This window comes from Streptomyces genisteinicus, from assembly GCF_014489615.1.
GTDB lineage: Bacteria > Actinomycetota > Actinomycetes > Streptomycetales > Streptomycetaceae > Streptomyces > Streptomyces genisteinicus.
In genome coordinates, this window is the sequence record NZ_CP060825.1 from 4,469,453 (window position 1) to 4,493,662 (window position 24,210).

General features: G+C 72.7%; 22 protein-coding genes. 12 read left to right on the forward strand and 10 right to left on the reverse strand.

Annotated elements, in window-relative coordinates:
• Window positions 1-25: 25 nt before the first annotated feature.
• From IAG43_RS19560 to IAG43_RS19575, 4 genes are all read right to left on the reverse strand, one after another.
• A complete protein-coding gene (locus IAG43_RS19560) occupies window positions 26-823 on the reverse strand; it encodes a hypothetical protein (RefSeq protein WP_187741994.1) in 798 nt (265 codons plus the stop codon).
• 535 nt (window positions 824-1,358) lie between these two features.
• The gene (locus tag IAG43_RS19565; RefSeq protein WP_187741995.1) at window positions 1,359-1,646 is read right to left on the reverse strand and encodes a DUF397 domain-containing protein; all 288 of its coding nucleotides are present in this window, start codon (window positions 1,644-1,646) and stop codon (window positions 1,359-1,361) included.
• A 37-nt stretch (window positions 1,647-1,683) separates the two neighbouring features.
• Window positions 1,684-1,971 (reverse strand): DUF397 domain-containing protein, encoded by a 288-nt coding sequence (locus IAG43_RS19570; RefSeq protein WP_187741996.1) that lies wholly within the window; start codon window positions 1,969-1,971, stop codon window positions 1,684-1,686.
• The gene (locus IAG43_RS19575; RefSeq protein WP_187741997.1) at window positions 1,952-2,806 is read right to left on the reverse strand and encodes a helix-turn-helix domain-containing protein; all 855 of its coding nucleotides are present in this window, start codon (window positions 2,804-2,806) and stop codon (window positions 1,952-1,954) included. Before IAG43_RS19575 ends, IAG43_RS19570 begins: the two co-directional genes overlap by 20 nt.
• A 166-nt stretch (window positions 2,807-2,972) precedes the next feature.
• Here IAG43_RS19575 and IAG43_RS19580 point away from each other — a divergent pair, with 166 nt between their 5' ends.
• Together IAG43_RS19580 and IAG43_RS19585 are read left to right on the forward strand one after the other, a co-directional pair.
• Window positions 2,973-3,191 (forward strand): hypothetical protein, encoded by a 219-nt coding sequence (locus tag IAG43_RS19580; protein ID WP_187741998.1) that lies wholly within the window; start codon window positions 2,973-2,975, stop codon window positions 3,189-3,191.
• The gene (locus tag IAG43_RS19585; RefSeq protein WP_187741999.1) at window positions 3,188-3,652 is read left to right on the forward strand and encodes an ATP-binding protein; all 465 of its coding nucleotides are present in this window, start codon (window positions 3,188-3,190) and stop codon (window positions 3,650-3,652) included. Before IAG43_RS19580 ends, IAG43_RS19585 begins: the two co-directional genes overlap by 4 nt.
• Here IAG43_RS19585 and IAG43_RS19590 read toward each other — a convergent pair.
• Complete coding sequence (locus IAG43_RS19590) at window positions 3,574-3,849, reverse strand: hypothetical protein (RefSeq protein WP_187742000.1); 276 nt, start codon at window positions 3,847-3,849, stop codon at window positions 3,574-3,576. The genes IAG43_RS19585 and IAG43_RS19590 overlap by 79 nt on opposite strands.
• A 353-nt stretch (window positions 3,850-4,202) precedes the next feature.
• Between IAG43_RS19590 and IAG43_RS19595 the strand changes: the two genes are divergently transcribed.
• Window positions 4,203-4,868, forward strand: a complete 666-nt coding sequence (locus tag IAG43_RS19595) for a hypothetical protein (RefSeq protein ID WP_187742001.1) — start codon at window positions 4,203-4,205, stop codon at window positions 4,866-4,868.
• A gap of 57 nt (window positions 4,869-4,925) precedes the next feature.
• Here the strand turns inward: IAG43_RS19595 and IAG43_RS19600 are convergent, their stop codons facing one another.
• Window positions 4,926-5,321, reverse strand: coding sequence for a hypothetical protein (locus IAG43_RS19600; RefSeq protein ID WP_246574432.1), 396 nt, complete (start codon window positions 5,319-5,321; stop codon window positions 4,926-4,928).
• A gap of 131 nt (window positions 5,322-5,452) precedes the next feature.
• Window positions 5,453-6,082 carry a TetR family transcriptional regulator gene (locus IAG43_RS19605; RefSeq protein WP_187742002.1) on the reverse strand — a complete coding sequence of 210 codons (630 nt, stop codon included), beginning with the start codon at window positions 6,080-6,082 and terminating at the stop codon, window positions 5,453-5,455.
• A 173-nt stretch (window positions 6,083-6,255) separates the two neighbouring features.
• Between IAG43_RS19605 and IAG43_RS19610 the strand changes: the two genes are divergently transcribed.
• The 6 genes from IAG43_RS19610 (at window position 6,256) to IAG43_RS19635 (ending at window position 16,307) form a co-directional block, all read left to right on the forward strand.
• Window positions 6,256-8,454: an ABC transporter permease gene (locus tag IAG43_RS19610; protein WP_246574433.1), complete on the forward strand. Its 2,199-nt coding sequence runs from the start codon at window positions 6,256-6,258 to the stop codon at window positions 8,452-8,454.
• Window positions 8,455-8,718: 264 nt separating this feature from the next.
• Complete coding sequence (locus IAG43_RS19615; protein WP_187744543.1) at window positions 8,719-10,242, forward strand: MFS transporter; 1,524 nt, start codon at window positions 8,719-8,721, stop codon at window positions 10,240-10,242.
• 344 nt (window positions 10,243-10,586) lie between these two features.
• Window positions 10,587-13,301 carry a cellulose binding domain-containing protein gene (locus tag IAG43_RS19620; RefSeq protein ID WP_187744544.1) on the forward strand — a complete coding sequence of 905 codons (2,715 nt, stop codon included), beginning with the start codon at window positions 10,587-10,589 and terminating at the stop codon, window positions 13,299-13,301.
• Window positions 13,302-13,514: 213 nt separating this feature from the next.
• Window positions 13,515-14,090: a dihydrofolate reductase family protein gene (locus IAG43_RS19625; RefSeq protein WP_187742003.1), complete on the forward strand. Its 576-nt coding sequence runs from the start codon at window positions 13,515-13,517 to the stop codon at window positions 14,088-14,090.
• Window positions 14,091-14,538: 448 nt separating this feature from the next.
• On the forward strand, window positions 14,539-15,282 hold the full coding sequence (locus tag IAG43_RS19630; RefSeq protein WP_187742004.1) for an RNA polymerase sigma factor: 744 nt from the start codon (window positions 14,539-14,541) through the stop codon (window positions 15,280-15,282).
• Window positions 15,282-16,307 carry a hypothetical protein gene (locus IAG43_RS19635; RefSeq protein WP_187742005.1) on the forward strand — a complete coding sequence of 342 codons (1,026 nt, stop codon included), beginning with the start codon at window positions 15,282-15,284 and terminating at the stop codon, window positions 16,305-16,307. The genes IAG43_RS19630 and IAG43_RS19635 overlap by 1 nt, the downstream gene beginning before the upstream one ends.
• A 414-nt stretch (window positions 16,308-16,721) precedes the next feature.
• Here IAG43_RS19635 and IAG43_RS19640 read toward each other — a convergent pair whose 3' ends face one another.
• Window positions 16,722-17,606, reverse strand: a complete 885-nt coding sequence (locus IAG43_RS19640) for a L,D-transpeptidase family protein (protein WP_187742006.1) — start codon at window positions 17,604-17,606, stop codon at window positions 16,722-16,724.
• A gap of 177 nt (window positions 17,607-17,783) precedes the next feature.
• Here IAG43_RS19640 and IAG43_RS19645 point away from each other — a divergent pair, with 177 nt between their 5' ends.
• Window positions 17,784-19,364 (forward strand): acyl-CoA mutase large subunit family protein, encoded by a 1,581-nt coding sequence (locus tag IAG43_RS19645; RefSeq protein ID WP_187742007.1) that lies wholly within the window; start codon window positions 17,784-17,786, stop codon window positions 19,362-19,364.
• A 224-nt stretch (window positions 19,365-19,588) separates the two neighbouring features.
• Window positions 19,589-20,245, forward strand: coding sequence for a leucine efflux protein LeuE (leuE, locus tag IAG43_RS19650; RefSeq protein WP_187742008.1), 657 nt, complete (start codon window positions 19,589-19,591; stop codon window positions 20,243-20,245).
• Window positions 20,246-20,332: 87 nt separating this feature from the next.
• Here the strand turns inward: leuE and IAG43_RS19655 are convergent, their stop codons facing one another.
• Both IAG43_RS19655 and IAG43_RS19660 read right to left on the reverse strand, forming a co-directional pair.
• Entirely contained in the window at window positions 20,333-21,673 is a 1,341-nt protein-coding gene (locus IAG43_RS19655; protein ID WP_187742009.1) for a polysialyltransferase family glycosyltransferase, read from the reverse strand.
• Window positions 21,673-22,656: a glycosyltransferase family 2 protein gene (locus tag IAG43_RS19660; protein ID WP_187742010.1), complete on the reverse strand. Its 984-nt coding sequence runs from the start codon at window positions 22,654-22,656 to the stop codon at window positions 21,673-21,675. The genes IAG43_RS19655 and IAG43_RS19660 overlap by 1 nt, the downstream gene beginning before the upstream one ends.
• A gap of 187 nt (window positions 22,657-22,843) precedes the next feature.
• On the opposite strand from IAG43_RS19660, the gene IAG43_RS19665 reads away from it, so the two are divergent.
• Window positions 22,844-24,163, forward strand: a complete 1,320-nt coding sequence (locus IAG43_RS19665) for a DUF6716 putative glycosyltransferase (protein WP_187742011.1) — start codon at window positions 22,844-22,846, stop codon at window positions 24,161-24,163.
• Window positions 24,164-24,210: the final 47 nt, after the last annotated feature.

A 24,210-nucleotide genomic window follows, 5' to 3' on the forward strand; every position in this document is an offset into this window, starting at 1 on the left:
GCACCGGCCGAGCCGGGCCGCCGGCTCACCGGACGGCGGCTACGGCCTTCCTGGTCTTGCGCGGCTGCACGGCGGCGGTGCGCTTGTACTGGTAGGTCTTGACGAAGCCGGCCGGGGCGAGCGGCGCCTTGATGTACTTCACGCGTCGTTCGACGAGTTCGAGGGTGAGGAGCTTGTTCAGCCCGCGCTCGTGGGTGTCGGCGGACCAGCCGTACCAGTCCGGGGCCTTCTCCAGCGGGAAGGGCGACCAGTTCTTCTCGCGGGCGACGACCAGGAACATGGCCAGGCCGGGCAGGTCCAGTTGCTCGTCACGGCCTGTCGTCCAGAACGCGGCCGGGATCTGCAGGAAGCGGTCCTCTTCGGTGCCGCCCTTGGGGCGTTCGTACGGTTTCCCGGTGCCGTCCTCGCGCAGGAGGGTGACGGTGATCATGGTCCCGCTGCGGCGGCAGGTGATCAGCTTGCGCTCCCGCAGCCGGTCCAGGGTCCGCCAGGCGCCGGTACGGGCGGACTGCGGCAGGGCCGTGTCCAGGATGTCCAGCATCCGCGCCCACACCAAGCTGTCGTGCGTGGTCGACCAGCCGTTGTCCCCGTTGCTGCATGCGGCCACGATGAGCAAGTACGCCTTCAGGCCCCGCAGGTCCCTTCCGGTCACGAACTCCTTCAAAGGCCCGTGCCGGCTGTCACCCCCCGCATTCGCCTGCACGAACGTCTTGCGCAGCGGAACGTTCGCACGGATCGAGCGCTTGAGCACAGCCGTGCGGGTATCCCGTCCGGTTGCCTTCGCGTCCTGCATGTTCAGGTCGGCGCCTGCTGTCGTCTTCATGCCCGGAACGCTAGCCATCTGATGGCGCGTCACTCAAACGATTCAGCTTTCGCGGGCGCGGCGCGATAGCTCTTGATCATGGACGTCTCAGCGGGTGATGAAGATGTCCAATTGATAGCTCAAGTGAGAGTTCCTGGTGAGAGTCCCATGTGACAGTTCAACTGGGATGACTACTGGTTACGAGTGGAACACGCCCCAGCGGCGCGCCCCGCACGCCCGAACGCGACCGCCCGCGCGCGGCAGCGAATCCTTCCGACCACTTCGCTGCCGCCGCGATCCAGGACGCTTGCAGCTGACGTGCCGCGTCGACCCCACCGCAACCAGGGCCCAAGAAAGGCCCGCTGGGCCCTTCAGGCGCGCTTCCGACAAGAGGAAGGGCGTGCCCGCGACGCCCGGGGGCGCCCAGCGGGCCGCACAGTGGCCATGATGGGCACTCGCAGACCGGGGGGCGGGGTTCACCCCCAGGGGGCACGCGACCGCCGAGGCGGAACACCGCACCGACCCGCCACCGGGTGCCGGAGAGGCGGAGGCTTCTCTACGCGTCGTCCCCCGTGAGCGACGCGACGAAGGCGGTCCACGCGGGCCCGGTGATCGTGAGGACCGGGCCGTGGGGGACCTTGGAGTCGCGCACGGGGACGACGCCGGGGTGCGCGTCGCACACCTCGACGCAGTTGCCGCCGCTGCCGTTGCTGTGAGTGCTCTTGCGCCAGGCGGCCGCGCCGGGGAATGCCTCGGCGACTTCGACGCAGTCGCCCCCGTCGCCATTGCTGTACGTGGACTTGCGCCAGACGGCCGTGCTCAGGTCGATTGCCGTGCTTGCCATGTCGGTGATCCTCAGCCGCTCGCTTGGTTGGCCGGTGTTATGCGTCGTCGCCCGTGAGCGAGGTGATGAAGGCGGTCCACGCGGGCCCGGCGATCGTGAGAACCGGGCCGTGGGGGACCTTGGAGTCGCGCACGGGGACGACGCCGGGGTGCGCGTCGCACACCTCGACGCAGTTGCCGCCGTCGCCGTTGCTGTACGTGGACTTGCGCCAGGCGGCCGCGCCGGGGAACGCCTCGGCGACCTCGACGCAGTCGCCGCCGGTCCCGTTGCTGTAGCTGGACTTGCGCCAGACGGCCGTGCTCAGGTCAATTGCCGTGCTTGCCATGTCGGTGATCCTCAGCCGCTCGCTCGATCAGGGCGAGGGACGCCTCCGGCGGCAGCGCGGCGGCCCTCAGCCGATCGTATGCCTTGCGGTACTGCTTCACGAGGGCCGGATCGTCGATGGTGTCCCCGCTGTACTGCGCTTCCGTGTACACGAGAGTCGGTGCGTCAGGGAAGGCCATGATCATGGCGGTGCCGAGCATCAGAGGGTGCGCCCCACAGTTCCCTGGAAGTACTTGGGTAACGATCTGTCGCTGCTTGGCCAAGGCCGTGATGTGCAAAAGCTGTTCGGCTGCTTGCTCGGGGGCCAGGATTGGTTGCCTCAGCAGCGATTCGGGCAGGATCGCCCAGTAGTCCGGAGACTGGTGATCCTCCTCAAACAGGCTGGCCCGCGCCATCCGGGCGCTGACCTTCTCCTCGACGTCCGCGTCCGGCGCCATGGGATGTGCTGCCCGCACCACCGCCCGCGCATACGCGTCCGTCTGCAACAACCCCGGGATCAGCGTCGGGCACCACTCCTCGATGGACTCCGTGTGCTTCTCCGCCTCCAGTACCCGCTCGAAGTACCGCGCGTGCCCGCGCCGCCGCGCGTTCCGCACGTCCTCGCAGCGGCGCTGGAAGAACCCGTCCGTGCCGAGCACCCGGTCCACGTGCGAGGCCAGTTCGGCCGGCATCCGGCGCTCCCCGCGTTCGATCTCGCTGAGGTGGCTCGGGCCGTAGAAGCTGCCCTCCACGAGCTGGGTGAGCGTCAGGCCCGCCTCCTCGCGCTTCCACCGCAGTTCCTTGCCGTAGAAGGTGGGGACGCTCGCCGCGCCGTCGATGTCCTTGCGCTGTCCCATCGTTCACCGCTCCTGGTGCCGTTTCCCGGGGATGTCCACGCCCGATACCCACCGCGTCCCGCGTCACCGCAGTTCAGGGCGGGGCTCCGAACGGCTTTTCACGGTACGCGGCACCGCGCCAGGGTGTGAGCAGTTCGTCACCCAGCGCACTGGAAGGTGTGACCCCTTGCCCCCCACCCACGATCACCACCCCGACGCGGACGCCTGCGCCGAGGAGCTGAGGGCGGCCCTCGCCGCGCACGGCATCACGCTCCCGTCCCTCGGCGTCGACCTGCCGACGTTCGCCTCCCGCTACCCGACCCGGCCCCTGGTCTCCCTCGGCAACTGCAACGTGCTCACCGCGCGGGCGCTGACCGCCGCCCTGCTCAAGGGGGTCGAGCGATGAGGCCGCCCGTGTCCGTCCTCGCCCTCGACCTGCTCGCGACGCCGGAGTCCGTCCCCGCCGCGCGCCGCCTGCTGCGCGCGTACGGCGGCGATCTCCAGCTCTGCGCCGACGAGTTGCTCACCAACGTGATCCGTCACGTCGGCCACGGGACGCCGGTCTCGCTCCGGGTGACCTGCGACCGGAGCCGGATGCGGCTGGAGATCACCGACCCCGACCCCCGTGCGCTGCCCGTGCTGCGGAGCGCGGCCGAGGACGACGAGGGCGGGCGCGGTCTCGCCCTGCTCGACGCGCTCAGCCTGCGGTGGGGCGTCGAGCAGGGGGCCGGTGACAAGACGGTCTGGTGCGAGCTGCCCGGACCCGCCGGCCGCGGACACGAGGAGGATCAGGGAGTCGGCACGTCCGAAGAGGCCGTCGGGTCGGCGGGTGCGTCCATGTCCGGCAGATACGCGTCCGGCACGTAGACGGACGGGTTGGGCGCCGGGGCCGGGCGGTCGTCCATCGCGAAGGGGCCCGACCGGGTCTGCATCATCACCAGCCCGATCACGGTGACGATGACGCTCAGGACGATCAGCGCCATCCCGAGCGGGTTCTCCGCGTTGTAGACGTAGCGGCTGGTGCCCCACTTGCTGCGCTTGAACACAGGCTCGTTCCAGTCCACCTTCTCCGCCTCCCTCGTCTGCGGGGCCCGTGCCCCGGACGCCGCCGAGGACGACGCTACGGGGGCCGAGGCCGCTCCCGCAGGCCCTGGGCCGGGCAGTCAACCACCGCGCCCGGTTGCCGGGTTCGGGCAGGATTCACCGGCACCGGACGGACCGGACGTGACGGCTCCGGCACTCCGGGCGCAGGAACACTGCCGGGGCCGGGCAGTGAACCCGCGGCCCACCCGCTGCCACGATGGGCCGTGACAGCCGGGGGAGAGGGGGCGCGGTCATGGGCCGACGCGGCACGGGGGGCGCAGGGGACAGGGACCGGACGCGGCGCCGGCTCCGTCTGCAGGGATGGCTTGCGGCCGTGGCGGGCGTCGCCGCGCTCGTCGCGGGGGCCGTGGTGCTGGCCGCCGTGCCCGGGGCGGTGGCGGACGAGCGGGCGTTCGTCTCGGCTCACCACTGCGAGGGACCGGACGTGGTGCCGGGCGAGGAGTGCGTCCGCAGCGTCCGGCTGACCGTGGACGACGTCCACGTGCAGCGCGGGCGCTCGTCGAAGGGCTGGGTCGAGGGCAGCGCCGACGGCGGCTGGCGGGGGCGGGCCGACTTCGAGGGGGTGCGCCCGTTCCTGTCGGAGGTCCGTCCGGGCGACCGGGTCGCGGCGACGCTGTGGCGGGGCGATCCCGTACTGCTGTGGCAGGGCTCCGACCGGCAGAGCACGTCGCGGCACCCGGCGGGGACACCCGTGGTCCTGACGGCGATCGTGCTGGTGCTCGCCCTGGCGGGCGCCGTCGCCCTGCACGCCGCGTGGTGGTGGCTGCGCCGCACCGAGCGGTGCCTGGGCCGGACGCCCCCGGCGCTGACCGCGGTCACCGGGGCGGGGCTCCTCGTCGGCCTGGCCACGTTCCCCCTGATGGCGGTCCTCGGCTCCCGCGCGGGCGGGCTGGACGCCCTGCTGCTCCTGTGGTCCGAGCTCACGGCCGTCGCGTTCCTGCTCGCCGCCGCTTTCGTACGGCGGCGGGGCCGCGGCTGAGCGGGCCGCATCAGTCCCAGGCGTTGAAGCCGCTCAGTCCCAGGCGTTGAAGCCGTATCAGTCCCAGGCGTTGAAGAGGACGCCGCCGAGCGTGTCGACGCCGTAGGCGCGCACGTTGCGCCACTCGGCCTTCGACAGGACCGAGGTGTCCACCGCGGTGAGCGGGGTCAGGAGGCGGGCGCGCCCGAGGACGGTGAACCCCGCCTCCGCGAAGGCCCCCGCCCACGGCGGCGGGTCCGCGAACTGGTCCGTGTACCAGTTCCGGCGCTCCGTGGCGAAGGCGATCCACGGGTGGTGGGCGTGGCACAGGACGACGTGTCCGCCCTCGCGGCGGGTGACGGCCGAGGTGTGGAAACTCAGCGGGTACGTCTGCCGTTCGACGTCACCGGCCCCGCCCCCGGCGGCGCGGGCGGCCGCGTACAGGGCGCGGCGGAAGAGCCGCAGGTCGGTCACCGGGAGCGGCCCGTCCCCTGCTCCGAGAATCCGCTCGCGCCCTTCGGCAGGGTGAGGATCGTGTCCGCGTCGTCGGTCATGCGCGCCATCCTGCCCGGGGCGGCCCCGGGCGGCCCCGCGCGGTCACGGCCTCAGTCGGTGCTGACCGGTGCCCGCAGCAGGCCGGCGATGGCGTCCGCCAGGAAGCGTCCGGTCGCCCGCCAGTCCGGTGTGGTGCCCTCCCGGGCGCACTTCTCCTCGTACTCGGCGCAGGTCGAGGCGATGACGTGCGTCATCAGCCCGGCGCGGGCCCGCACCACCTCGGCGGGCAGGTCGTCGATGCGCGAGGCGATGGAACGGATCACCGCGCGGGCGGCCGGGGCGGTGTCGCCGAGCTCCCGGTAGAGGGCGACGGTCTGCGGGTCGTGGAGGGCGGCGGACACGAACCGGGCGCGCCAGGTCGCTCCCCCGGGGCCCGCTTCGGCGGCGAGGCGGGCCAGCTCCTCGGTGGCGGGCAGCACCAGGCTGCGGACGTCGCCCAGGAGGGAGCCGGAGGCGTCGAAGTGCCGTCGCCTGCTGTCCTCCTGCCCGGTGAGATGGCGGGTGAGCAGGGCGCGGAGCATGCCGTCGCGCCCGCCGAAGTAGTAGCCCACGGCCGAGTGGTTGCTGTTGCCCGCCGCCTCCGCGATCTTCCGGTCCGAGACCTGGGCGATGCCGGACTCGGCGAAGAGCCGTTCGGCGGCGTCGAGCAGGGCGGTGCGGCTGGCGTCGGATCTGGCCACGACGGCGGGTCCTCCCAGGTGGGGCGGGGGTCGGCGGCATCCAAACTAGCCCATGACCCAGTTTTTAAGTCACATGACTTACAGTGGGTGGAGTCGGTGTCCTTCCCCGCGGTGCGGCGGGTGCGACCACGAGGCGCCGACGGCCCCCGACCCCCTCTGCCAGGAGTCCCCACGTGGAATCGCCGAGCCCCGGAGCACCGGAGCGCGCACAGGAACCGGAGACCGCCCCGGGCGGCGGCCCCGCCGTCCCCGAGGAGGACCGGAAGACCCGCATAGGCCGCTATGTGGCGCTCTTCGCGATGCCCTTCCTGATGGTCACGATGATGTACGCCACGTACGTCGGGACCATGCACGATCCGGCGCCGCGCGACATGCCCGTCGCCGTCGTCGGCGCAGGCGCCCCTGCCCGGGCGCTCGCCGACGGCATCGAGAAGGCCGCCGGCGGCGCGCTCTACGTCCGGACCGTCGCCACCGGGGACGAGGCCGTCGACCTGCTGAAGGACCGCGAGATCAGCGGCGCCCTGCTGCCGCCCGCCCAGGGCGCCACGGAGGCCGTCGTCTACACCGCGGGCGCCGCCGGAGCCTCCCAGGCCGGCACCGTCCAGCAGCTCCTCGCCCCGGTCGCCGTCGAGAACGGCTGGACCACCACCACCGAGGACGTGGCCCCGGTCGCACCGGGCGACCTCTCCGGCACCGCCGTGCTCTTCGCCGGCATGGGCATGATGCTCGCCGGCTACGTGCCGCTCAGCATCCTCACCATGTCGCTGCCCTACCTGCTGACGCTGCGCCGCTTCGTCCCGCTGATGCTCGGCTGGTCCGCGCTGACCAGCACCCTGATCTGGGTCCTGCTCGGCCCCGTGGTCGGCGCCGTCGAAGGCCACTACCTGCACTTCCTCGGCATCGGCATGCTCGCCACCGGAGCCGTCGCCCTCACCCAGCTCCTCTTCACCAAGCTGGTCGGGCCGCTCGCCGTGCTCTTCGGCATGCTGCTCTGGGTCGTCTTCGGCATGCCGTCGTCGAACCTCTCGCTCTCCGTCCACACCATGCCGGGCTTCTTCCAGTGGCTCCACGGCGTGCTGCCGCTCCCGGCGGCCGGCGAGTCCATGCGCTCGCTGATCTACTTCGACGGACGCGGCATCGGCAGCCACCTGCTGACGCTCGGCGCCTGGGCCGTCGCCGCCCTCGCGCTCTCCCTCCTCAAGGAACGCCGCTCCGGCCTCGCGATACCCGCCGCCCCGCCCGCCACCGACTCCTCCCTGCCGCTCCCCGCCCTCGCCGGCGGTCCGGTCCGCTCCCCGCGCGCCCGCTACATCGCGGCCTTCGCCTTCCCGATGGCGATCCTGCTCTGCGTCGTCGGCCTGATGGCCGGCTCCATGCACAAGCCGCAGGTGCGGGACATGCCGGTCGCCGTCGTCGGCGCCACCCAGCAGCAGGCCGAACAGGCCGTGGCCGGGATGGAGCCCTCGCTCGGGGTCATGTTCGACCTGCGCGCGCTGGACTCCGCCGACGAGGCGGCCGACCTGATCAGGGACCAGGAGATCGCCGGCGCCTACGTCCTGCCCACCGAGGCGGGCGGCCCGGCCGGACTGCTCGGCGCCTCCGGCGCGGGCAGCAGCCAGCAGACCATCCTGACCAGCACCTTCACCCAGGTCGCCCAGGGGCAGCAGGCCGCACTCACCACCACCGACCTGGAACCGCTCACCGCCGACGACACCATGGGCACCAACAGCCTCTACGTCGGCATGTCCTGGATCATGGCGGGCTTCCTGATCGCCGCCGTGCTGCGCGGCGGCGCCCCCGAACTGCGCCGCACCCGCCAGTTCGCGGCCAAGCTGGCCGGCTGGTCGGCCGGCATGGCGCTGTGGCTCTGGCTGCTCTTCGACGTCATGATCGGCGCGGTCAACGGCCACGCCGGGGCGCTGATCGGCATCGGGGCGCTGACGATCTTCTGCGTCTCGCTGGCCGCCAACGCCTTCACCCGCCTCTTCGGCCTCGCCGCGATCGTCCCGGTGATGGTGGTGCTGATGCTGCTCGGCGTCCCGGCCTCCGGCGGCGGCCTGCCGCTCGCCATGGTCCCCGAGGTCTTCCGCACCCTGCACGACGTGCTGCCGCTCCCGGCGGCCGTGGGCACGGCCCGTGACCTGGTGTACTTCGGCGGCGACGCCATCGGCGGCCACCTGCTCACCATCGGGATCTGGGGCGCGGCCGGCCTGCTCCTCAACCTCTTCGCCGACCTGTGGATCGCCCGCCGCGCCGCGCAGGGCAAGGGCGTCCCGGCGATCGTTCCCCGGGCCACCCCCGGCCCGCGCAAGGCGGCCGAGCCCGAGCCCGCGTCCGAGGAGCCCGCGCTGGCGGGTGCCGGACGGGAGTGACCGGCACGGTCACGCAGGCCGCACCGCCCGCACCCCGGGCGGTGCGGCGTCCGGGCGGGCCGGGGCCACCGCGGCCCGGACCGCCCGGGGGCGCGGGGAGGGCGTGGCGGGTCACCGGTGGATCACCGTATGTGGCGCTTTGACGTGTATGCGGCGCTGTGCCTACACTCCTCGACGCAGAAAGCCGGCCTTGCCTCAACCGACTGACGTCGGCTCGCCGGTTCGGTCGGACGCTAGGGCATGAGCGCGACCTCCAACCACCTGATGGACCACGTGTCCACTCGTCTGGAAGGAGGGCGCAAGCCCTTGTCCCCGCATTCCGATCCCCGCCGCAAATGGCTGGTGCTGGCCGTCGTCGGCGTCGCCCAGCTGATGGTCGTCCTCGACGCGACCATCGTGAACATCGCCCTGCCCTCCGCCCAGGCCGACCTCGGATTCTCCGTCGAGGACCGGCAGTGGGTCGTCAGCTCGTACGCGATCGCCTTCGGAGCCCTGCTCCTCCTCGGCGGCCGTCTCGGGGACCTCTTCGGCCGCCGCCGCCTGTTCGCCGTCGGCCTGACCGGCTTCGCCCTCGCCTCGGCACTCGGCGGCGCCGCGCAGAACTTCGAGACCCTCATAGCCGCGCGGGTGGGCCAGGGCGTCTTCGGAGCGGTCCTCGCCCCCGCCGCGCTCGCCACCGTCGCCGTGACGTTCACCGAACCCGCCGAGCGCAACAAGGCGTTCGGCGTCTTCAGCGCGATCGCCGGCGTCGGCGCCGGTGCCGGACTGCTCCTCGGCGGTGTCCTGACCGACCTCCTGTCCTGGCGCTGGTGCCTGTACGTCAACATCGTCTTCGCGGTCGTCGCCCTGCTCGGTGTCCGCACGATCCGCAAGGACGAGACGAACCATGCCCGCAAGGTCCTCGACCTGCCCGGCGCCCTCACCGCCACCGCGGGCCTCTTCGCGCTGGTGCTGGGCGTCTCCCGGGCGGAGACCGAGGGCTGGGGCTCGACGACGACCCTCGCCGTGCTCGTTCTCGGCGCCGTGCTCCTCGCCGCGTTCGTGCTGATCGAGCAGCGCAGCGACCACGCCCTGCTGCCGCTGCGCCTCCTCGCGGACCGGAGCCGTGCCGGGGCCTGGTTCGCGATCGGCGCCCTGGGCGTCACGATGTTCGGCGTCTTCCTCTTCCTGACCTTCTACCTCCAGCAGAACCTGCACTACTCGCCGTGGAAGAGCGGGCTCGCGTTCATGCCCCTCAACATCGCGATCATGATCGCCTCGGGCGTCACCGCGGGCGTGCTGCTGAACAAGGTCGGGCCGCGCGTCCTGATCTCCACGGGTCTGGCCCTGGCCGCCCTCGGATCGCTGCTGCTCGCGCAGCTGGACACCGGCTCCGGGTACGCCGGCGGCGTCCTCCCCGGCCTCGTCGCCGCGGGGCTCGGCGCGGGCATCCTCTTCCCGACCACCTTCGCCGTCGGCACCGCCCGGGTCGACCCGGGCGACGCGGGCGCCGCGTCCGCGATGGTCAACACCGCCCAGCAGGTGGGCGGATCGGTCGGCATCGCACTCCTGTCGACGTTCTACGCCGAGTCCCTGCGGGAGACCTTCGCGGCCGACCCGTCCGTCGACCGCCTCGCGGCCGACATCGAGGGGTACACCACCGCGTTCTGGTGGGCCGCCGGGCTCAGCCTGGCCTCGGCCGTCATCGCGTTCCTCGTGATCCGCAACCCCTCCCGGACCGACACCGGGACCGGTGCCGGGACCGGGACCACCGCGGCCGGCGAGCCGGCGGGCGCGCACTTCGGCTGAGACGACGGTGAGCCGGGGGCGGGCGCCTCCGCCGAGGCGACCGCCCCCGGCTGCCGTCATCCGCTCCGGGCGGTGCGCGAACCCCCGCCCCGGGGGCGGCTCGTGCCGCGGCGGTGCGGCTCCGGCCGTGCCCGTCAACGGAGTTGAGCCCCCCCAGTCATCCGATGAGTGGCGCACGACTCTTCACCCCCACCCGCCGCGCCGCTACCATCGAGGACGCCACATGGGAGCGCTCCCATCTCCACGTCACCCGCACACCGCCCCCGTTGGCGGTCCCGCTCGGAGAGGACTCTCCCGTGCGCCTACGCGCCAGACCAGCCGCCGTCGTGGTGGCGGCACTCGCCATGACGGCGGGGCTGTTCACCGCCGGCCCCGCCTCCGCGGCCCGCCCCTCGCCCCACCCGCCCGCCGCCCCGCAGGCGGTCGGCACCGCCAAGGCATCCGATGTGTCGACGAAGTCGGTGCCGGGGGCCGCTGCTGCCGCCGACCCGGCCTACACCTGGAAGAACGTCCGGATCGACGGCGGCGGCTTCGTGCCCGGCATCGTCTTCAACCGGACCGAGAAGAACCTCGCCTACGCCCGCACCGACATCGGCGGCGCCTACCGCTGGGACCAGTCCGGCAAGCAGTGGAAGCCGCTGCTGGACTGGGTCGACTGGGACCGCTGGGGCTGGACCGGCGTCGCCAGCATCGCCTCCGACCCCGTGCAGCCCGCCAAGGTGTACGCCGCCGTCGGCACGTACACCAACGACTGGGACCCGACCAACGGCGCGATCCTGCGCTCCGCCGACCGCGGCGCGACCTGGCAGGCCACCCCGCTCCCCTTCAAGCTGGGCGGCAACATGCCCGGCCGCGGCATGGGCGAACGCCTCGCCGTCGACCCGAACAAGAACTCCGTCCTCTACTTCGGCGCCCCCAGCGGCAAGGGCCTCTGGCGCTCCACGGACTCCGGCGTCACCTGGTCCCAGGTGGCGTCCTTCCCCAACCCGGGCAACTACGCCCAGGACCCGTCCGACACCAGCGGCTACGGCAACGACATCCAGGGCGTCGTCTGGGTCACCTTCGACGAGCGCTCCTCCGCCGCGGGCAGCGTGACCAAGGACATCTACGTCGGCGTCGCCGACAAGGAGAACGCGGTCTACCGCTCGACGGACGGCGGCACCACCTGGTCCCGGGTCGCCGGGCAGCCGACCGGCTACCTCGCCCACAAGGGCGTACTGGACTCCGCCACCGGCCAGTTGTTCGTGACGCTCAGCGACACCGGCGGCCCGTACGACGGCGGCAAGGGCCGCGTCTACCGCTACACCACCGCGACCGGCGCGTGGACGGACGTCAGCCCGGTCGCCGAGGCCGACACCTACTACGGCTTCAGCGGACTGAGCGTCGACCGCCAGAAGCCCGGCACTCTCATGGCCACCGCCTACAGCTCCTGGTTCCCGGACACCCAGATCTTCCGCTCGACCGACAGCGGAGCGACCTGGAAGCAGGCCTGGGAGTACAACGGCTACCCGAACCGGGTCAACCACTACACGCAGGACATCTCCTCGGTGCCGTGGCTGTCGTGGGGCGGCAACCCGTCGCCGCCGGAGACCGCGCCCAAGCTCGGCTGGATGACCGAGGCGCTGGAGATCGACCCGTTCGACTCCAACCGCATGATGTACGGCACCGGGGCCACGATCTACGGCACCGAGAACCTCACCGCCTGGGACACCGGCGGCACGTTCGGCATCAAACCCATGATCAAGGGGCTGGAGGAGACCGCGGTCAACGACCTGGCGAGCCCGCCCTCCGGCGCCCCGCTGCTCAGCGGCATGCTCGACCTCGGCGGCTTCCGCCACACCAGCCTCGACGCGGTGCCGGCGATGATGTTCCGCTCCCCGAACATGAGCGGCACCACCAGCCTCGACTTCGCGGAGGCGAGCCCGAACACCGTGGTGCGCGTCGGCCACGGCGACACCACCCAGAACGTCGGCTTCTCGACCGACAACGGAGCCAACTGGTTCGCCGGCTCCCAGCCCTCCGGTGTGACCGGCGGCGGCACGGTGGCGGCGGCGGCCGACGGAAGCGCCTTCGTGTGGAGCCCGGCCGGGACCGGAGTGCACCGCACCACCGGATTCGGCACCTCCTGGACGGCGTCCACCGGCATACCGGCGGACGCGATCGTCGAGTCCGACCGCAAGAACCCGCGGAAGTTCTACGGCTTCAAGGCCGGCACCTTCTACGTGTCCACCGACGGCGGCGCGACCTTCGCCGCGAAGGCGACCGGTCTCCCGGCGGAGGGCAACGTCCGCTTCAAGGCCGTGCCCGGCGCCGAGGGCGACATCTGGCTCGCGGGCGGCAAGGAGAACGGCACCTACGGGCTGTGGCACTCCACCGACTCGGGCACCACCTTCACCAAGGTGACGGGTGTCCAGGAGGCGGACGCCGTCGGCTTCGGCAAGGCGGCCACGGGCGCCGCGTACCAGACGATCTTCATCAGCGCACAGATCGACGGGAAGCGCGGGATCTACCGCTCCACCGACAAGGGCGCGACCTGGGTCCGCATCAACGACGACGCCCACCAGTGGGGCTGGACGGGCGCATCGATCACCGGTGACCCGAGGGTCTTCGGCCGGGTGTACATCGCGACCAACGGACGCGGCATCATCTACGGCGACACGGCCGAGGGCGGCGGCACCGACCCGACGGACCCGACCGATCCCACCGACCCGACCGACCCCACGGACCCGGACCCGACCGCGGTCTGCGCGGTGAGCTACAAGATCACCAATCAGTGGTCGGGCGGCTTCCAGGCCGACGTGACCCTCACCAACAAGGGCACCACCGCGCTGAACGGCTGGCAGCTGGGCTGGTCGTTCGGGCAGGGCCAGAAGATCACCCAGATGTGGAACGCGGCCCATCAGCAGACCGGCGCCGTCGTCACCGCCTCCAACGTCGCCTGGAACGGCGGCGTGGCTCCCGGCGGGACGGCGAGCTTCGGGTTCACCGGCAGCTGGTCGGGCGGCAACAGCGCCCCGGCGGCCTTCACCCTCGGCGGCAAGGCCTGCACCAGCGGCTGACCGGAGGGGAGTGACGGCAGCGGCACACCTGCGGGCCGCCGCGCTTCGGCGCGGCGGCCCGCAGCCCGCTGTCCGCGCTCTTCTCCGGGCGCCGGCTTCCGCCCGTCAACTCCCCGCCCGTCGACTCCCGCCGGCCCGCTTCGCGCGTCGCGATGAGTCCGGGGGCGCCCGCCGGTCGTACTGTCGGAACCCGTCACCCGAGGAGGACGTGCGATGCGCAACGTGACCTATTCGATGAATGTCTCGCTCGACGGATACATCGTCGGACCGGACGGCGGCTTCGACTGGTCGGCGCCCGACCCGGACGTCTTCCGCTTCTGGATCGACGACATCCGGGGAGTCGGCGTCCACCTGCTGGGGCGGCGGCTCTACGAGACGATGCTCTACTGGGAGACCGCCGAGAACGACCCGGAACTCGGCGCCGACGAACGGGTGTGGACCGAGCTCTGGAACCCGCTGCCGAAGGTGGTGTTCTCCAGGACGCTGACGGAGGTCCAGGGACGGGGGGCCCGTCTCGCCTCCGGCAGCGTGGCCGAGGAGATCGAGCGGCTGAGGGCCGAGCCGGGGGAGGGCGACATCGCCATCGGCGGCGCCACCCTGGCCGCGGAGGCCGCCGCCGCGGATCTCATCGACGAGTACCGCACCATCGTCTACCCGGTGATGGTCGGCGGCGGCATCCCGTACTTCCCGAGGAGCGAGCGCCGGGTGGATCTGGAACTCGTCGAGACGCGCACCTTCAACGGGAAGTTCGTCTACCTGCGCCACCGCGTCGTGCGCCAGGTGCCCTGATCCCGCAGCCCGGCCGTTCCCGGTCCGGACCTCCGCGGTCCGGACCTCCCCGGTCCCACCGGCAGCCGCTCCGGACTTTCTCCGGAGCGCCGGGCCTCTTCCGGAGCGGGCGGGGCGTCTCGAAAGCATCACGGATTGCCTACGGTTCGCCGCAGCGTCCCGCACGCGGACCCCTTCGTGATCACACTCGTCGAGGCGATCATGAAGGACGACCGGGGCCGCCACCCCCCACAGGAGAGGCCCCGGTCGTCGTTCGGACGGGGTGACAGTGGCACCCCGTACTCCTCTCAGCGCCGTGCATGCGTTTTCTGTCACACCGCACCGCGTTGTTAGGTTGTTGCCGGTTGTACTAGGCATGGACGGGCACCCGGAAAAGGACGTAGCGTGCTGGTTCGCGCAGGGTGGCGCGGCAGTGGTGACCAGCTGCGATTCAGACAGGTATGAGGTAGTGCTGGGGGACGACGCGGAGCTGACCACCGCGGTGCTCGCGGCTCAGGACGGGGACGAGGACGCCTTCCGGACTGTGTACCGCGCCGTGCACCCGCGGCTGATCGGCTATGTGCGCACGCTCGTCGGCGACGCGGACGCCGAGGACGTCGCCTCCGAGGCGTGGCTCCAGATATCCCGGGACCTCGACCGCTTCAGCGGCGACGCGGACCGCTTCCGGGGCTGGGCCGCCCGCATCGCCCGCAACCGCGCGCTGGACCACATCCGCATGCGGGGCCGCAGGCCGGCCGTCGGCGGGGACGAGACCGAACTGACCGGGAAGCCCGCCGAGTCGGACACCGTCGCCGAGGCGATGGAATCCATCAGCACCGGCAGCACCATGGCGCTGATAGCCCAACTGCCCCAGGACCAGGCCGAGGCCGTCGTGCTCCGCGTGGTCGTCGGGCTGGACGCCAAGAGCGCCGCGCAGACCCTCGGCAAGCGGCCGGGTGCCGTCCGCACCGCCGCCCACCGGGGACTCAAGCGCCTCGCCGAGCTGCTGGAGAGCACCCACGGCGCACCCGTCCCGGACGTCCCGCCCGCCCCCGCGCACCTCCGGCCCACGAGCGGCCCGCCGGCCCCCGACGGCGGTGACGAACAGGCCGGTGACCTCAACGGACTCCCCCCACAACGCGCCCGCAGCACCGGAACCCCCACCTCCGCCGGTGTGACGCATTCGCGGACGCGGACGCAGAAGGACATGTGATGGCGGACGAGCGCTACGAGTGGCTTGACAGGGACGCGGCGGAGCAACTGCTGCGCGGCGAACCTGTCCGGGCCGCCGACGAACACGCCCGTTTGCAGGCGGCCCGGCTCGGCGCCGCGCTGCGCGGCGCGGGCGCCTACGCCCACCGTTTCGACGACGGCGAACTGCCCGGCGAGGCGGCCGCCCTGGCCGCGTTCCGCAAGGCGAGATCCGACGCGGCCGCTCCGGCGGGCGCCTCCCTCGGCACCGTGACCGTCTCCCGCACCGGCGTTCCCGTCCGCCCGCTGCGCTTCGGCCGGCCGCTGCGCTTCGGGATCGTGGCGGCACTCGCGGGGTGTGCGCTCGGCGGGGTCGCCGTCGCCGCGGGCACCGGCGTGCTGCCCACCCCGTTCCACCGCGACCACGCCCCCGTGCCGGCGTCCTCCGTCACGGCCGCGGCGACCCCCGGCCCGCTGGAGACCAGGAGCCCGGACGGGCAGCACGGCGACGGGTTCTCGCTGCCGCCCGGCCCCGTCACCACCCCGCCCTCCGCGCCCACCCCGAGCGGCGGCCCGACGGAATCGGCCCCCGGGGCCCGGACCTCCCCACCCGCGACCGACGGCCGGGGCGGCGACGACGCCGCGCCGACCACGCCCGGTTCGAGCCCCGGCAAGGACGACGCCGACGTGCGCCGCCGGATCGTCGAGACCTGCAAGGCCTACCGCAGCGGACGCATCGACCCCGAGCGCAGGAAGCGCCTGGAGGAACTGGCCGACGGCCCCGACGGGGTCAAGAAGTTCTGCGACCGGGTGCTCGGCACCGGATCCTCCGGCGGAGGATGGGGCGACGGCGGCCACGGGGACTCCGACGAGGACCGCGGCTCCGGCGGCGGGGACTCGGGCGGCGGCTGGGGCAAGGACGACGCCGGCCTCCTCGCGCCTCCCGTGTCCTGGCGCCCGGCGCCGGCTCCCGGGGGCGTCGTGCCCGCCCCGCCGGCCGACACGGTGAAGGCCCTGGCGTCGGCCGTGACCGCGCCCCTGCTCTGACCCTCCGGCTCCTGCGGCGCGTCGCGTCGCTGCGTGTGCCGTGCTGCCGTGCCTTCGGCGGGTTTCCCGTCTCACGGGCCCGCCCCGGTCCCGGTGCGGGCGGCGGGCGCGTGACGCGCCGTGTGCTCGGGGGAGGGAAAGGGCGCGGGCGGGACCGGGGGAACGTGTCCCGCCCGCGCCGGGTGCGCTGAGCCGCAGGTACGGGGGGAACCCCGGCTCTTCGCGCGGCCGATGACCAGTCGGCACTTCATACTGCGCCACGCGGCCGGAAAGTGTCACACCTGCCGTCACGGACCGCGTGTCCTCGGCCGACGACGAGCTCGAAACGTTTCTCCGTGCCGCCGCCCGCCGCCGTTTCCACGGCGACGGGCGGGCACGGCGCGCGGACCGTCACGCCGTGCCCGCCCGGGTGGCTCACCAGTAGATGACGACCTTGTCGCCGGTGCGCACCTGGTCGAAGAGGGCCGCGACGGCCGCCTTGTCGCGGACGTTCACACAGCCGTGGGAGGCGCCGTTGTAGCCGCGGGCGGCGAAGTCGGAGGAGTAGTGGACCGCCTGGCCGCCGCTGAAGAACATCGCGTAGGGCATGGGGGTGTCGTAGATCGTCGACACGTGGTCACGGGACTTCCAGCCGACCTTGAACTCGCCTTCGCGCGTCGGCGTGTACTGCGAGCCGAAGCGGACGTCCATGGTCGACAGCACCTTGCCGTCGATCATCCAGGACAGCGTGCGCGTGGTCTTGCTGATGCACATCACGCGGCCCTGCATGCAGCGCGGGTCCAGCTTCGCCTTCGGCTTCTCGACGTCCTTGCCGTCGAGCTCGGCGCGCGTCGGCTTCGTCGTCATGCCCAGCAGCTTCTGCCAGGTCACCTCGTCGGTGCTGCCGGTGACGGGCAGCTGCCGCTTGCCCTGGAAGCCCTTGACCGCCGTGGTGGTGACCGGTCCGTACGAGCCGTTCGGCTTGTCGTCGAACCAGCCGATCTGCGCGAGCCGCGCCTGGAGCTCCTTCACCTGCTCGCCGTTGGCCCCGGGCGCCATCAGCACCTTGGCCGGCGGGGCGGACGAGGACGCGGACGGCGAGGGCGACGCCGACGCCGAGGGCGAAGCGGACTGAGACGGTTCGGCCGACGCGGACGGCGAGGCGTCCGCGGACGGCTGCGACGTCGTCGGCGCCGCGCTCGGCTTGGCGTCCGTGGCGGCGTCGGTCGCCGCCTGCGCCGTACAGCCGGCGGTCACCGCGGCCACCGTCAGCGCCGCGGCGGCCGCGAGCGTTCTGACCGCGATGTTCTTCCTGAGCATGATCGTCCCCCTTTTCGGTCCTGTGCCTGAAGAGACAGATTGCGCAACGGCCGGGTTGCACGATCCCGAGCATCATGGGGGTAACAGTTGGGGGACGAGAACGACACGACGCGTCGTCCCCGGTCTGTGACACGGGCGGCGGGGACCGGCCGTCGGCGACCGCGGAGGCGCAGGCGGATGACACGTGAGTCCGAGTCGGGGCTGCCGATCGAACCGGTCTACGGGCCGGAGGGGGCCGCGGGACGCGACCCGGCCGTGCGGCTCGGCGAACCGGGCGCCTTCCCGTACACCCGCGGTGTGTACCCGACGATGTACACCGGCCGGCCCTGGACCATGCGGCAGTACGCGGGCTTCGGCACCGCGGTCGAGTCGAACGCCCGGTACAAGGAACTCATCGCCCACGGCACGACGGGCCTCTCCGTGGCGTTCGACCTCCCGACCCAGATGGGGCACGACTCCGACGCCGCGATCGCGCACGGCGAGGTGGGCAAGGTCGGGGTGGCGGTCGACTCGGTCGACGACATGCGGGTGCTGTTCGACGGCATCCCGCTGGACCGGGTGTCGACCTCGATGACGATCAACGCCCCGGCCGCGCTGCTGCTGCTGATGTACCAGCTGGTCGCCGAGGAGCAGGGCGTGCCGGCCGCGGAGCTGACCGGCACGGTCCAGAACGACGTGCTCAAGGAGTACATCGCCAGGGGCACGTACATCTTCCCGCCGGGGCCGTCGCTGCGGCTGGTCGCGGACATCTTCCGCTACTGCCGGACCGAGCTGCCGAAGTGGAACACGATCTCGATCTCGGGCTACCACATGGCGGAGGCCGGGGCCTCGCCGGTGCAGGAGATCGCCTTCACGCTCGCGGACGGCGTCGAGTACGTGCGCACGGCCGTCGCGGCGGGGATGGACGTCGACGACTTCGCGCCCCGGCTGTCCTTCTTCTTCGTGGCGCGCACCACGCTGCTGGAGGAGGTGGCGAAGTTCCGCGCGGCCCGGCGGATCTGGGCGCGGGTGATGCGGGACGAGTTCGGGGCGCGGAACCCGAAGTCCTGGATGCTGCGCTTCCACACGCAGACCGCGGGGGTGCAGCTCACGGCGCAGCAGCCGGAGGTGAACCTGGTGCGCGTCGCGGTGCAGGGGCTCGCGGCGGTCCTGGGCGGCACCCAGTCGCTCCACACCAACTCCTTCGACGAGGCCATCGCGCTGCCGACGGAGAGGTCGGCGAGGCTCGCGCTGCGCACCCAGCAGGTGCTGGCGTACGAGACGGACGTGACGGCGACGGTCGACCCCTTCGCCGGTTCGTACGCGGTGGAGGCGATGACCGACGACGTGGAGGCCGCGGCGCTGGCGCTGATGCGGCGGGTGGCGGACATGGGCGGGGCGGTGGCCGCCATCGAGCGCGGCTTCCAGAAGGAGGAGATCGAGCGCAACGCCTACCGGATCGCCCAGGAGACGGACGCGGGGGAGCGGGTCGTCGTCGGCGTCAACCGCTTCACCCTCGACGCCGAGGAGCCGTACGAGCCCCTGCGCGTCGACCCGGCCATCGAGGACCGGCAGGCCGAGCGCCTCGCCCTGCTGCGCGCGGGCCGCGACGCGGAGGAGGTGCGCCGGGCGCTGGCCGCGCTGAAGGAGGTGGCCGCCGGAACGGAGAACGTGCTGCCCCCGATGAAGGAGGCACTGCGCGCACGGGCGACGGTGGGCGAGGTGTGCGGCGCGCTGCGCGAGGTGTGGGGGAGCTACGTGCCCGCGGACGCGTACTGACCGGTCCGCGGGTGTCCGCGGCGGCGTGCCGGCGGTCCGCGGGTGTCCGCCGGTGTCCGCGGGCGCCGCGGCGCCGTGCCGAGGTCCGCGCGTTCCGTGGGCGCGTTCCGTGGCGCGTGCGGAGGTCCGCACCGGGTGAACCGGCACGCGGGCAAGCGGAGTAGAAGCCTCCGAAAGTGAGACGGCTGTGCAGATCGTCGTACTCGTGTGCGACACTCCGGCCCATGCTGGGTGTCACCGATCTGCCGACCTACCTCGTCGGCCTCGTCCTCATCATTCTGCTGCCGGGGCCGAACTCGCTCTACGTGCTGTCCGTCGCCGCCCGCAAGGGCACGCGCACCGGATACCGCGCGGCCGCGGGCGTCTTCACCGGCGACACCGTCCTGATGACGCTCGCCGCCCTCGGCGCGGCCTCGCTGCTCCAGACCACACCGGTCCTCTTCATGATCGTGAAGTACGCGGGCGCCGGCTATCTGACCTGGATGGCGATCGGCATGCTGCGCGCCGCCCGGTCCCTGTGGCGCTCCCGCGGCGAGGAGCCGGCCTTGGCGGGCGACGCCGGGCAGCCCGCGGGACCCGCGGAGAACCCGTACCGCCGCGCGCTGATCATCAGCCTGTTCAACCCGAAGGCGATCCTCTTCCTGATCTCCTTCTTCGTGCAGTTCGTCGACCCCGCCTACGCCTACCCGGCCCTGTCGTTCGTCGTCCTCGGCACCCTGCTCCAGCTGAGCAGCTTCCTCTACCTGACCACGCTGATCTTCGGCGGCACCCGCCTCGCCGCCGCCTTCCGCAGCCGCAGGCGGCTGTCGGCCGGGGCGACCTCGGCGGCGGGGGCGCTCTTCCTCGGCTTCGCGGTCAAGCTGTCGCTCAGCAGCGCGTGAGACCGCGCCCCGCACCGCGGGACGAAGCGGCACCGTCCGGCGGGTGACCCCGCCGGCCGGTGCCGTCGTACCGCAGGCGGGCGCCCGTCAGCGCAGCACCGTCCGCTTCAGGTGCCGGGCCCGCCGCACGACCCGCCGCACCGCCGCGTTGCGCGGCACCGGCAGCCCGCCCGGCAGACCGAGCACGGTCAGCCGGCGGCGCTTGAAGTAGCGCAGCGTCCGGGCATCCAGCGAGGCCGCGAGGAACCGCTCCGCCGAGGGCCGCAGATCCGGGCGGATCTGCGGCTGCATCGCGAAGCCCACCGCCTCCAGCAGACCCGTCAGATACGCGTCCGGCGGGCCCGGCACGGCCGGCGTACCGGTCTCCAGGTCCGGCACCAGCGCGTCCACGACCGTGAGCGGCACCCGGTTGCTGTTCTGGTACGGCGCCAGCCGGTCCAGCAGCGGCTCCGTGCCCAGCCGGGCGACGGGGACGCCGTGGAACGCGGCCGCCGTGAACAGCCCCGTGGAGAAGCAGCCCGTCACCAGCGAGGGACGCAGCTGCCGGTACAGCACCTCCGCGAGCAGCGGACGCTCCACCACGGTCAGCTCCACCCCCAGCTCCCGCGCCTCCTCCTCCAGGGTGCGGTTCCAGGAGGCCGGGGCCGTCGGATGCGGCTTGAAGACCACCCGCCGGTGCCCGTGCGCGGCCACCCCGCGCAGCATCCGCACGTGCAGCCGCTCCTCCTCCGCGACGCTGATGATGTCCAGCGCGGCCAGGTACTGCCCGAGGATCACGGCCGGCCCGCCCGCCCCGTCCGCGTCACCGGGCGCCACACCCGGGACCGCGTCCGGGACCGCGTCGGACAGCTCCGCGACCACCTTGACGAACGCCTCGGTCGGCACGACCTCCGGCACCGCGCCGAACTCCGCCAGCAGCAGCGGCCGCAGCCCCGGCACCAGGTCCAGGTGGAGCAGCCGGCGCACCCGCTCGCCCACCAGCGGGTCGATCTTGTTGCGGGTGGGGCCGTAGCTCATCAGCCCGTCCGCGTACACGCACAGCCCCGCGTCCGGGAAGAGCTGCGCGACCGCCAGCGCGGGAACCACCTGCACCGACTCCACGGCCAGCTCGATCCGGTCGTCGCCCAGGTTCCACAGCCCGCGCAGGTACCTCTCCCACAGCGGGACGTCGTCGGGGCGCGGCGACCAGCCGCCCGGGTGGAACGGCGCGATGGCCTCGTTCCACGAGAGCACCCCGTCGAAGCGGGACCGCAGCCGCTCGAAGCCGGGCATCTCGTCGAGCGACGGGGTGGTCTCGGGCGTGGCCGCGTTGTTGCTGACCAGCAGCAGCCGCCGGTCCGCCGCGGCGAAGCAGCCGCTGTCGAGGGCGGCGGCCACGGTGGCCGCGCCGTAGAGGGAGGAGGCGAAGAAGATCTGCGTCGTGGGCATCAGGCCGCCGCCTCCGTGGTCAGCGCGGCGGGACGGCGGCGCAGCCGGCGCAGCCGGGACGCCCGCTCGACGTCCATCGACGCGAGCGCGTCGTCCAGTACCGCCTGGGGCATCCGCCGCAGCGCGGCGGCGCTCATCGCGCGCAGTTTCCGCGCCACCTGCGGCTCGAACCGCTCGATGGAACCCAGATGATGGGAGATCACGGCGCAATACGTGCGGACCGCTTTCGGGAGCAGTCTCTCCGCGTCCCGGTCCGCCGCCGTCTCGTCCAGCACCTGGTCGAACGCGCGAATGAAGTCGAGCTGGCGGATGTCCCCGATCTGCGTCAGGGAGGACGCGACACCGCGGCGGTAGAAGATTCCCAGCCTGCTGATCACGGCGAACGATTCGGCGTCCCGGTGCAGCCGCCAGATCCACGGCCGGTCCTCCGCCGTGCGCAGCCCGTGCGTGAAATGCAGCAGCCCCCGGTCGGCCAGCCGCCGGTGGTACATGCCGGCCCACGCGAACGGATAGTCGACACCCGTGGAACGGTCCGCCGGGAGAATCCAGTCGCGCGGCCGCAGCACTTCTCCGCGCGGACCCACCGGAACCCGGTGCACACTGCGCGCCCGCGCCGTGCACTGCACATGGTCGGTGCGCACGAAGTCGCAGCCCAGCTCCTCCAACGGAGCGAGCAGGCCCTCGAAGTGACCGGGCGCCAGCCAGTCGTCGCCGTCGAGGAAGGCGATGTACTCGCCGCGCGCCGCGTCCAGACCGGTGTTGCGCGCGGTCGCGAGCCCGCCGTTCCGTTCGTGCCGGATGAGCCGCGCCCCCGGAATCTGCCGCTCGGCCCGTTCCAGGATCTCCGGCGTCCCGTCCGTCGAGCAGTCGTCGACGAAAAGGAACTCGAAGTCCTCGCGGGAATTCGCCCGCAGGCTTCTGAGTGTGTCGGGGGCGTATGTCTGCACGTTGAAGAACGGCACGATGACGGAGAGCTTAACCACCCGCACGACGCTAGGGGGCCGCTCGTCATTCGTGCTGACACGCAGCGGTATGCCAGGTGAACGCTGGGCGTCGGAGCCCTTAACCCGTACGGCGACCGGCCTTTCCACCCGTCCGTAGGCGCGCTGTTAACCCGCTGTTGCGGTCGAGTTGGGCCGCGAAACCACATGCCTTCCTAGCGTCCTCGACGTGCCAACACGTACCAGCGAGGCCGTACGGACAGCCGTACTCGCCGACTCCGACACCCGGTGGAAATGGGGTGCGCTGACCGCACGCCGGATCACCCCCAGCACCTCCGTGGAGCTGAGCGGCTTCCTGCTGCGCGGCCGCGCCACCCCCACCCCGCGCCAGCTCGCCGAGGTGGGCGTCGCCGCCGACGACCTGCGCGAGGTCACCGGGAACGAGTTCCTGCGCGAGATCGCCGACGGCTCCTACGACGTCGTCGTCCTCGCCCTCGTCGGCGGCGGCGTCCAGGCGATGCTCCACGGCCTGCGCGCCCTCGGCCTCGCCCGCAGGCCCGTCGTCGTCACCGGATACGTCGGCGTCGTCTACGAGAAGCTCTCCGACGGCCTGCTGCTGCGGCACGGCGCGGACATCGTCCTCGCCAACTCCCGCCACGACGCCGACCGCTTCCGTGCGGTCTACCGCGGGGTCGGCGCCGACCCGTCCGCCGTCACCGAGGCGGCGCTCCCGTTCCTCGGCGGAAAGCCCTACCGCCCCGAACCGGGCCGCGACACCGTCGTGTTCGCCGTCCAGCCCTCCGTGCCGGACACCCGCGCCGACCGCACCTACCTGCTGCGCCGGCTCGTCGAGCACGCCCGCCTCCACCCGGGCCGCGAGGTGCTGCTCAAACTCCGCTCCAAGCCGGGCGAGCACACCACCCACCTGGAGGAGCTGCCCTACCAGAAGCTGGCGCAGAAGCTGCCCGGCGGCCTGCCGCCCAACTTCCGGACCGTGTACGGGAACATGGGCGAGGTCCTGGACCGCACCGACCTGCTGGTCACCGTCTCCTCGACCGCGGCGCTCGAATCCCTGCACCGTTCCATCCCCACCGCGGTCCTCACCGACCTCGGCGTCCGCGAGCCGCTCGGCAACCACCACTTCCTCGGCTCGGGCCTGCTCACCTCCTGGGACAGCCTCGACGGCGGCCACCGGCCCGTCCCGGACCCCGAGTGGCTCGCCCGCCAGGGCGTCGCCGCCGACGGGGCGTACGAGACGGCCTTCGACGAGGCCCGCCGCCGCATCGCCGAACTCCTGCTCGCCGGGGAACGCGCGCCGATCGCCCCGTACTACACGCCCGCCACCGCCCCCGGCTACCTCCCGCCGCTCCTCGCCCGCCACCATCTGGCGGCCGACGGGACCCCGCTGCCGGGGACCGCCGCACCCGGGGCCGGGCCCACCGGCATCCGGCGCGTCGTGCGCGACGCCGTCCGCGAGGCCGCCCGGGGCGCCTACCGCCACGGCGTCCAGCGCGTCGCACCGGTCATCCGGCGGATGGGCGAGCTGTGACCGCCGCCCGCCCCGCGCACCCGCGCCGCCGCTGCCCGGCCCACGCC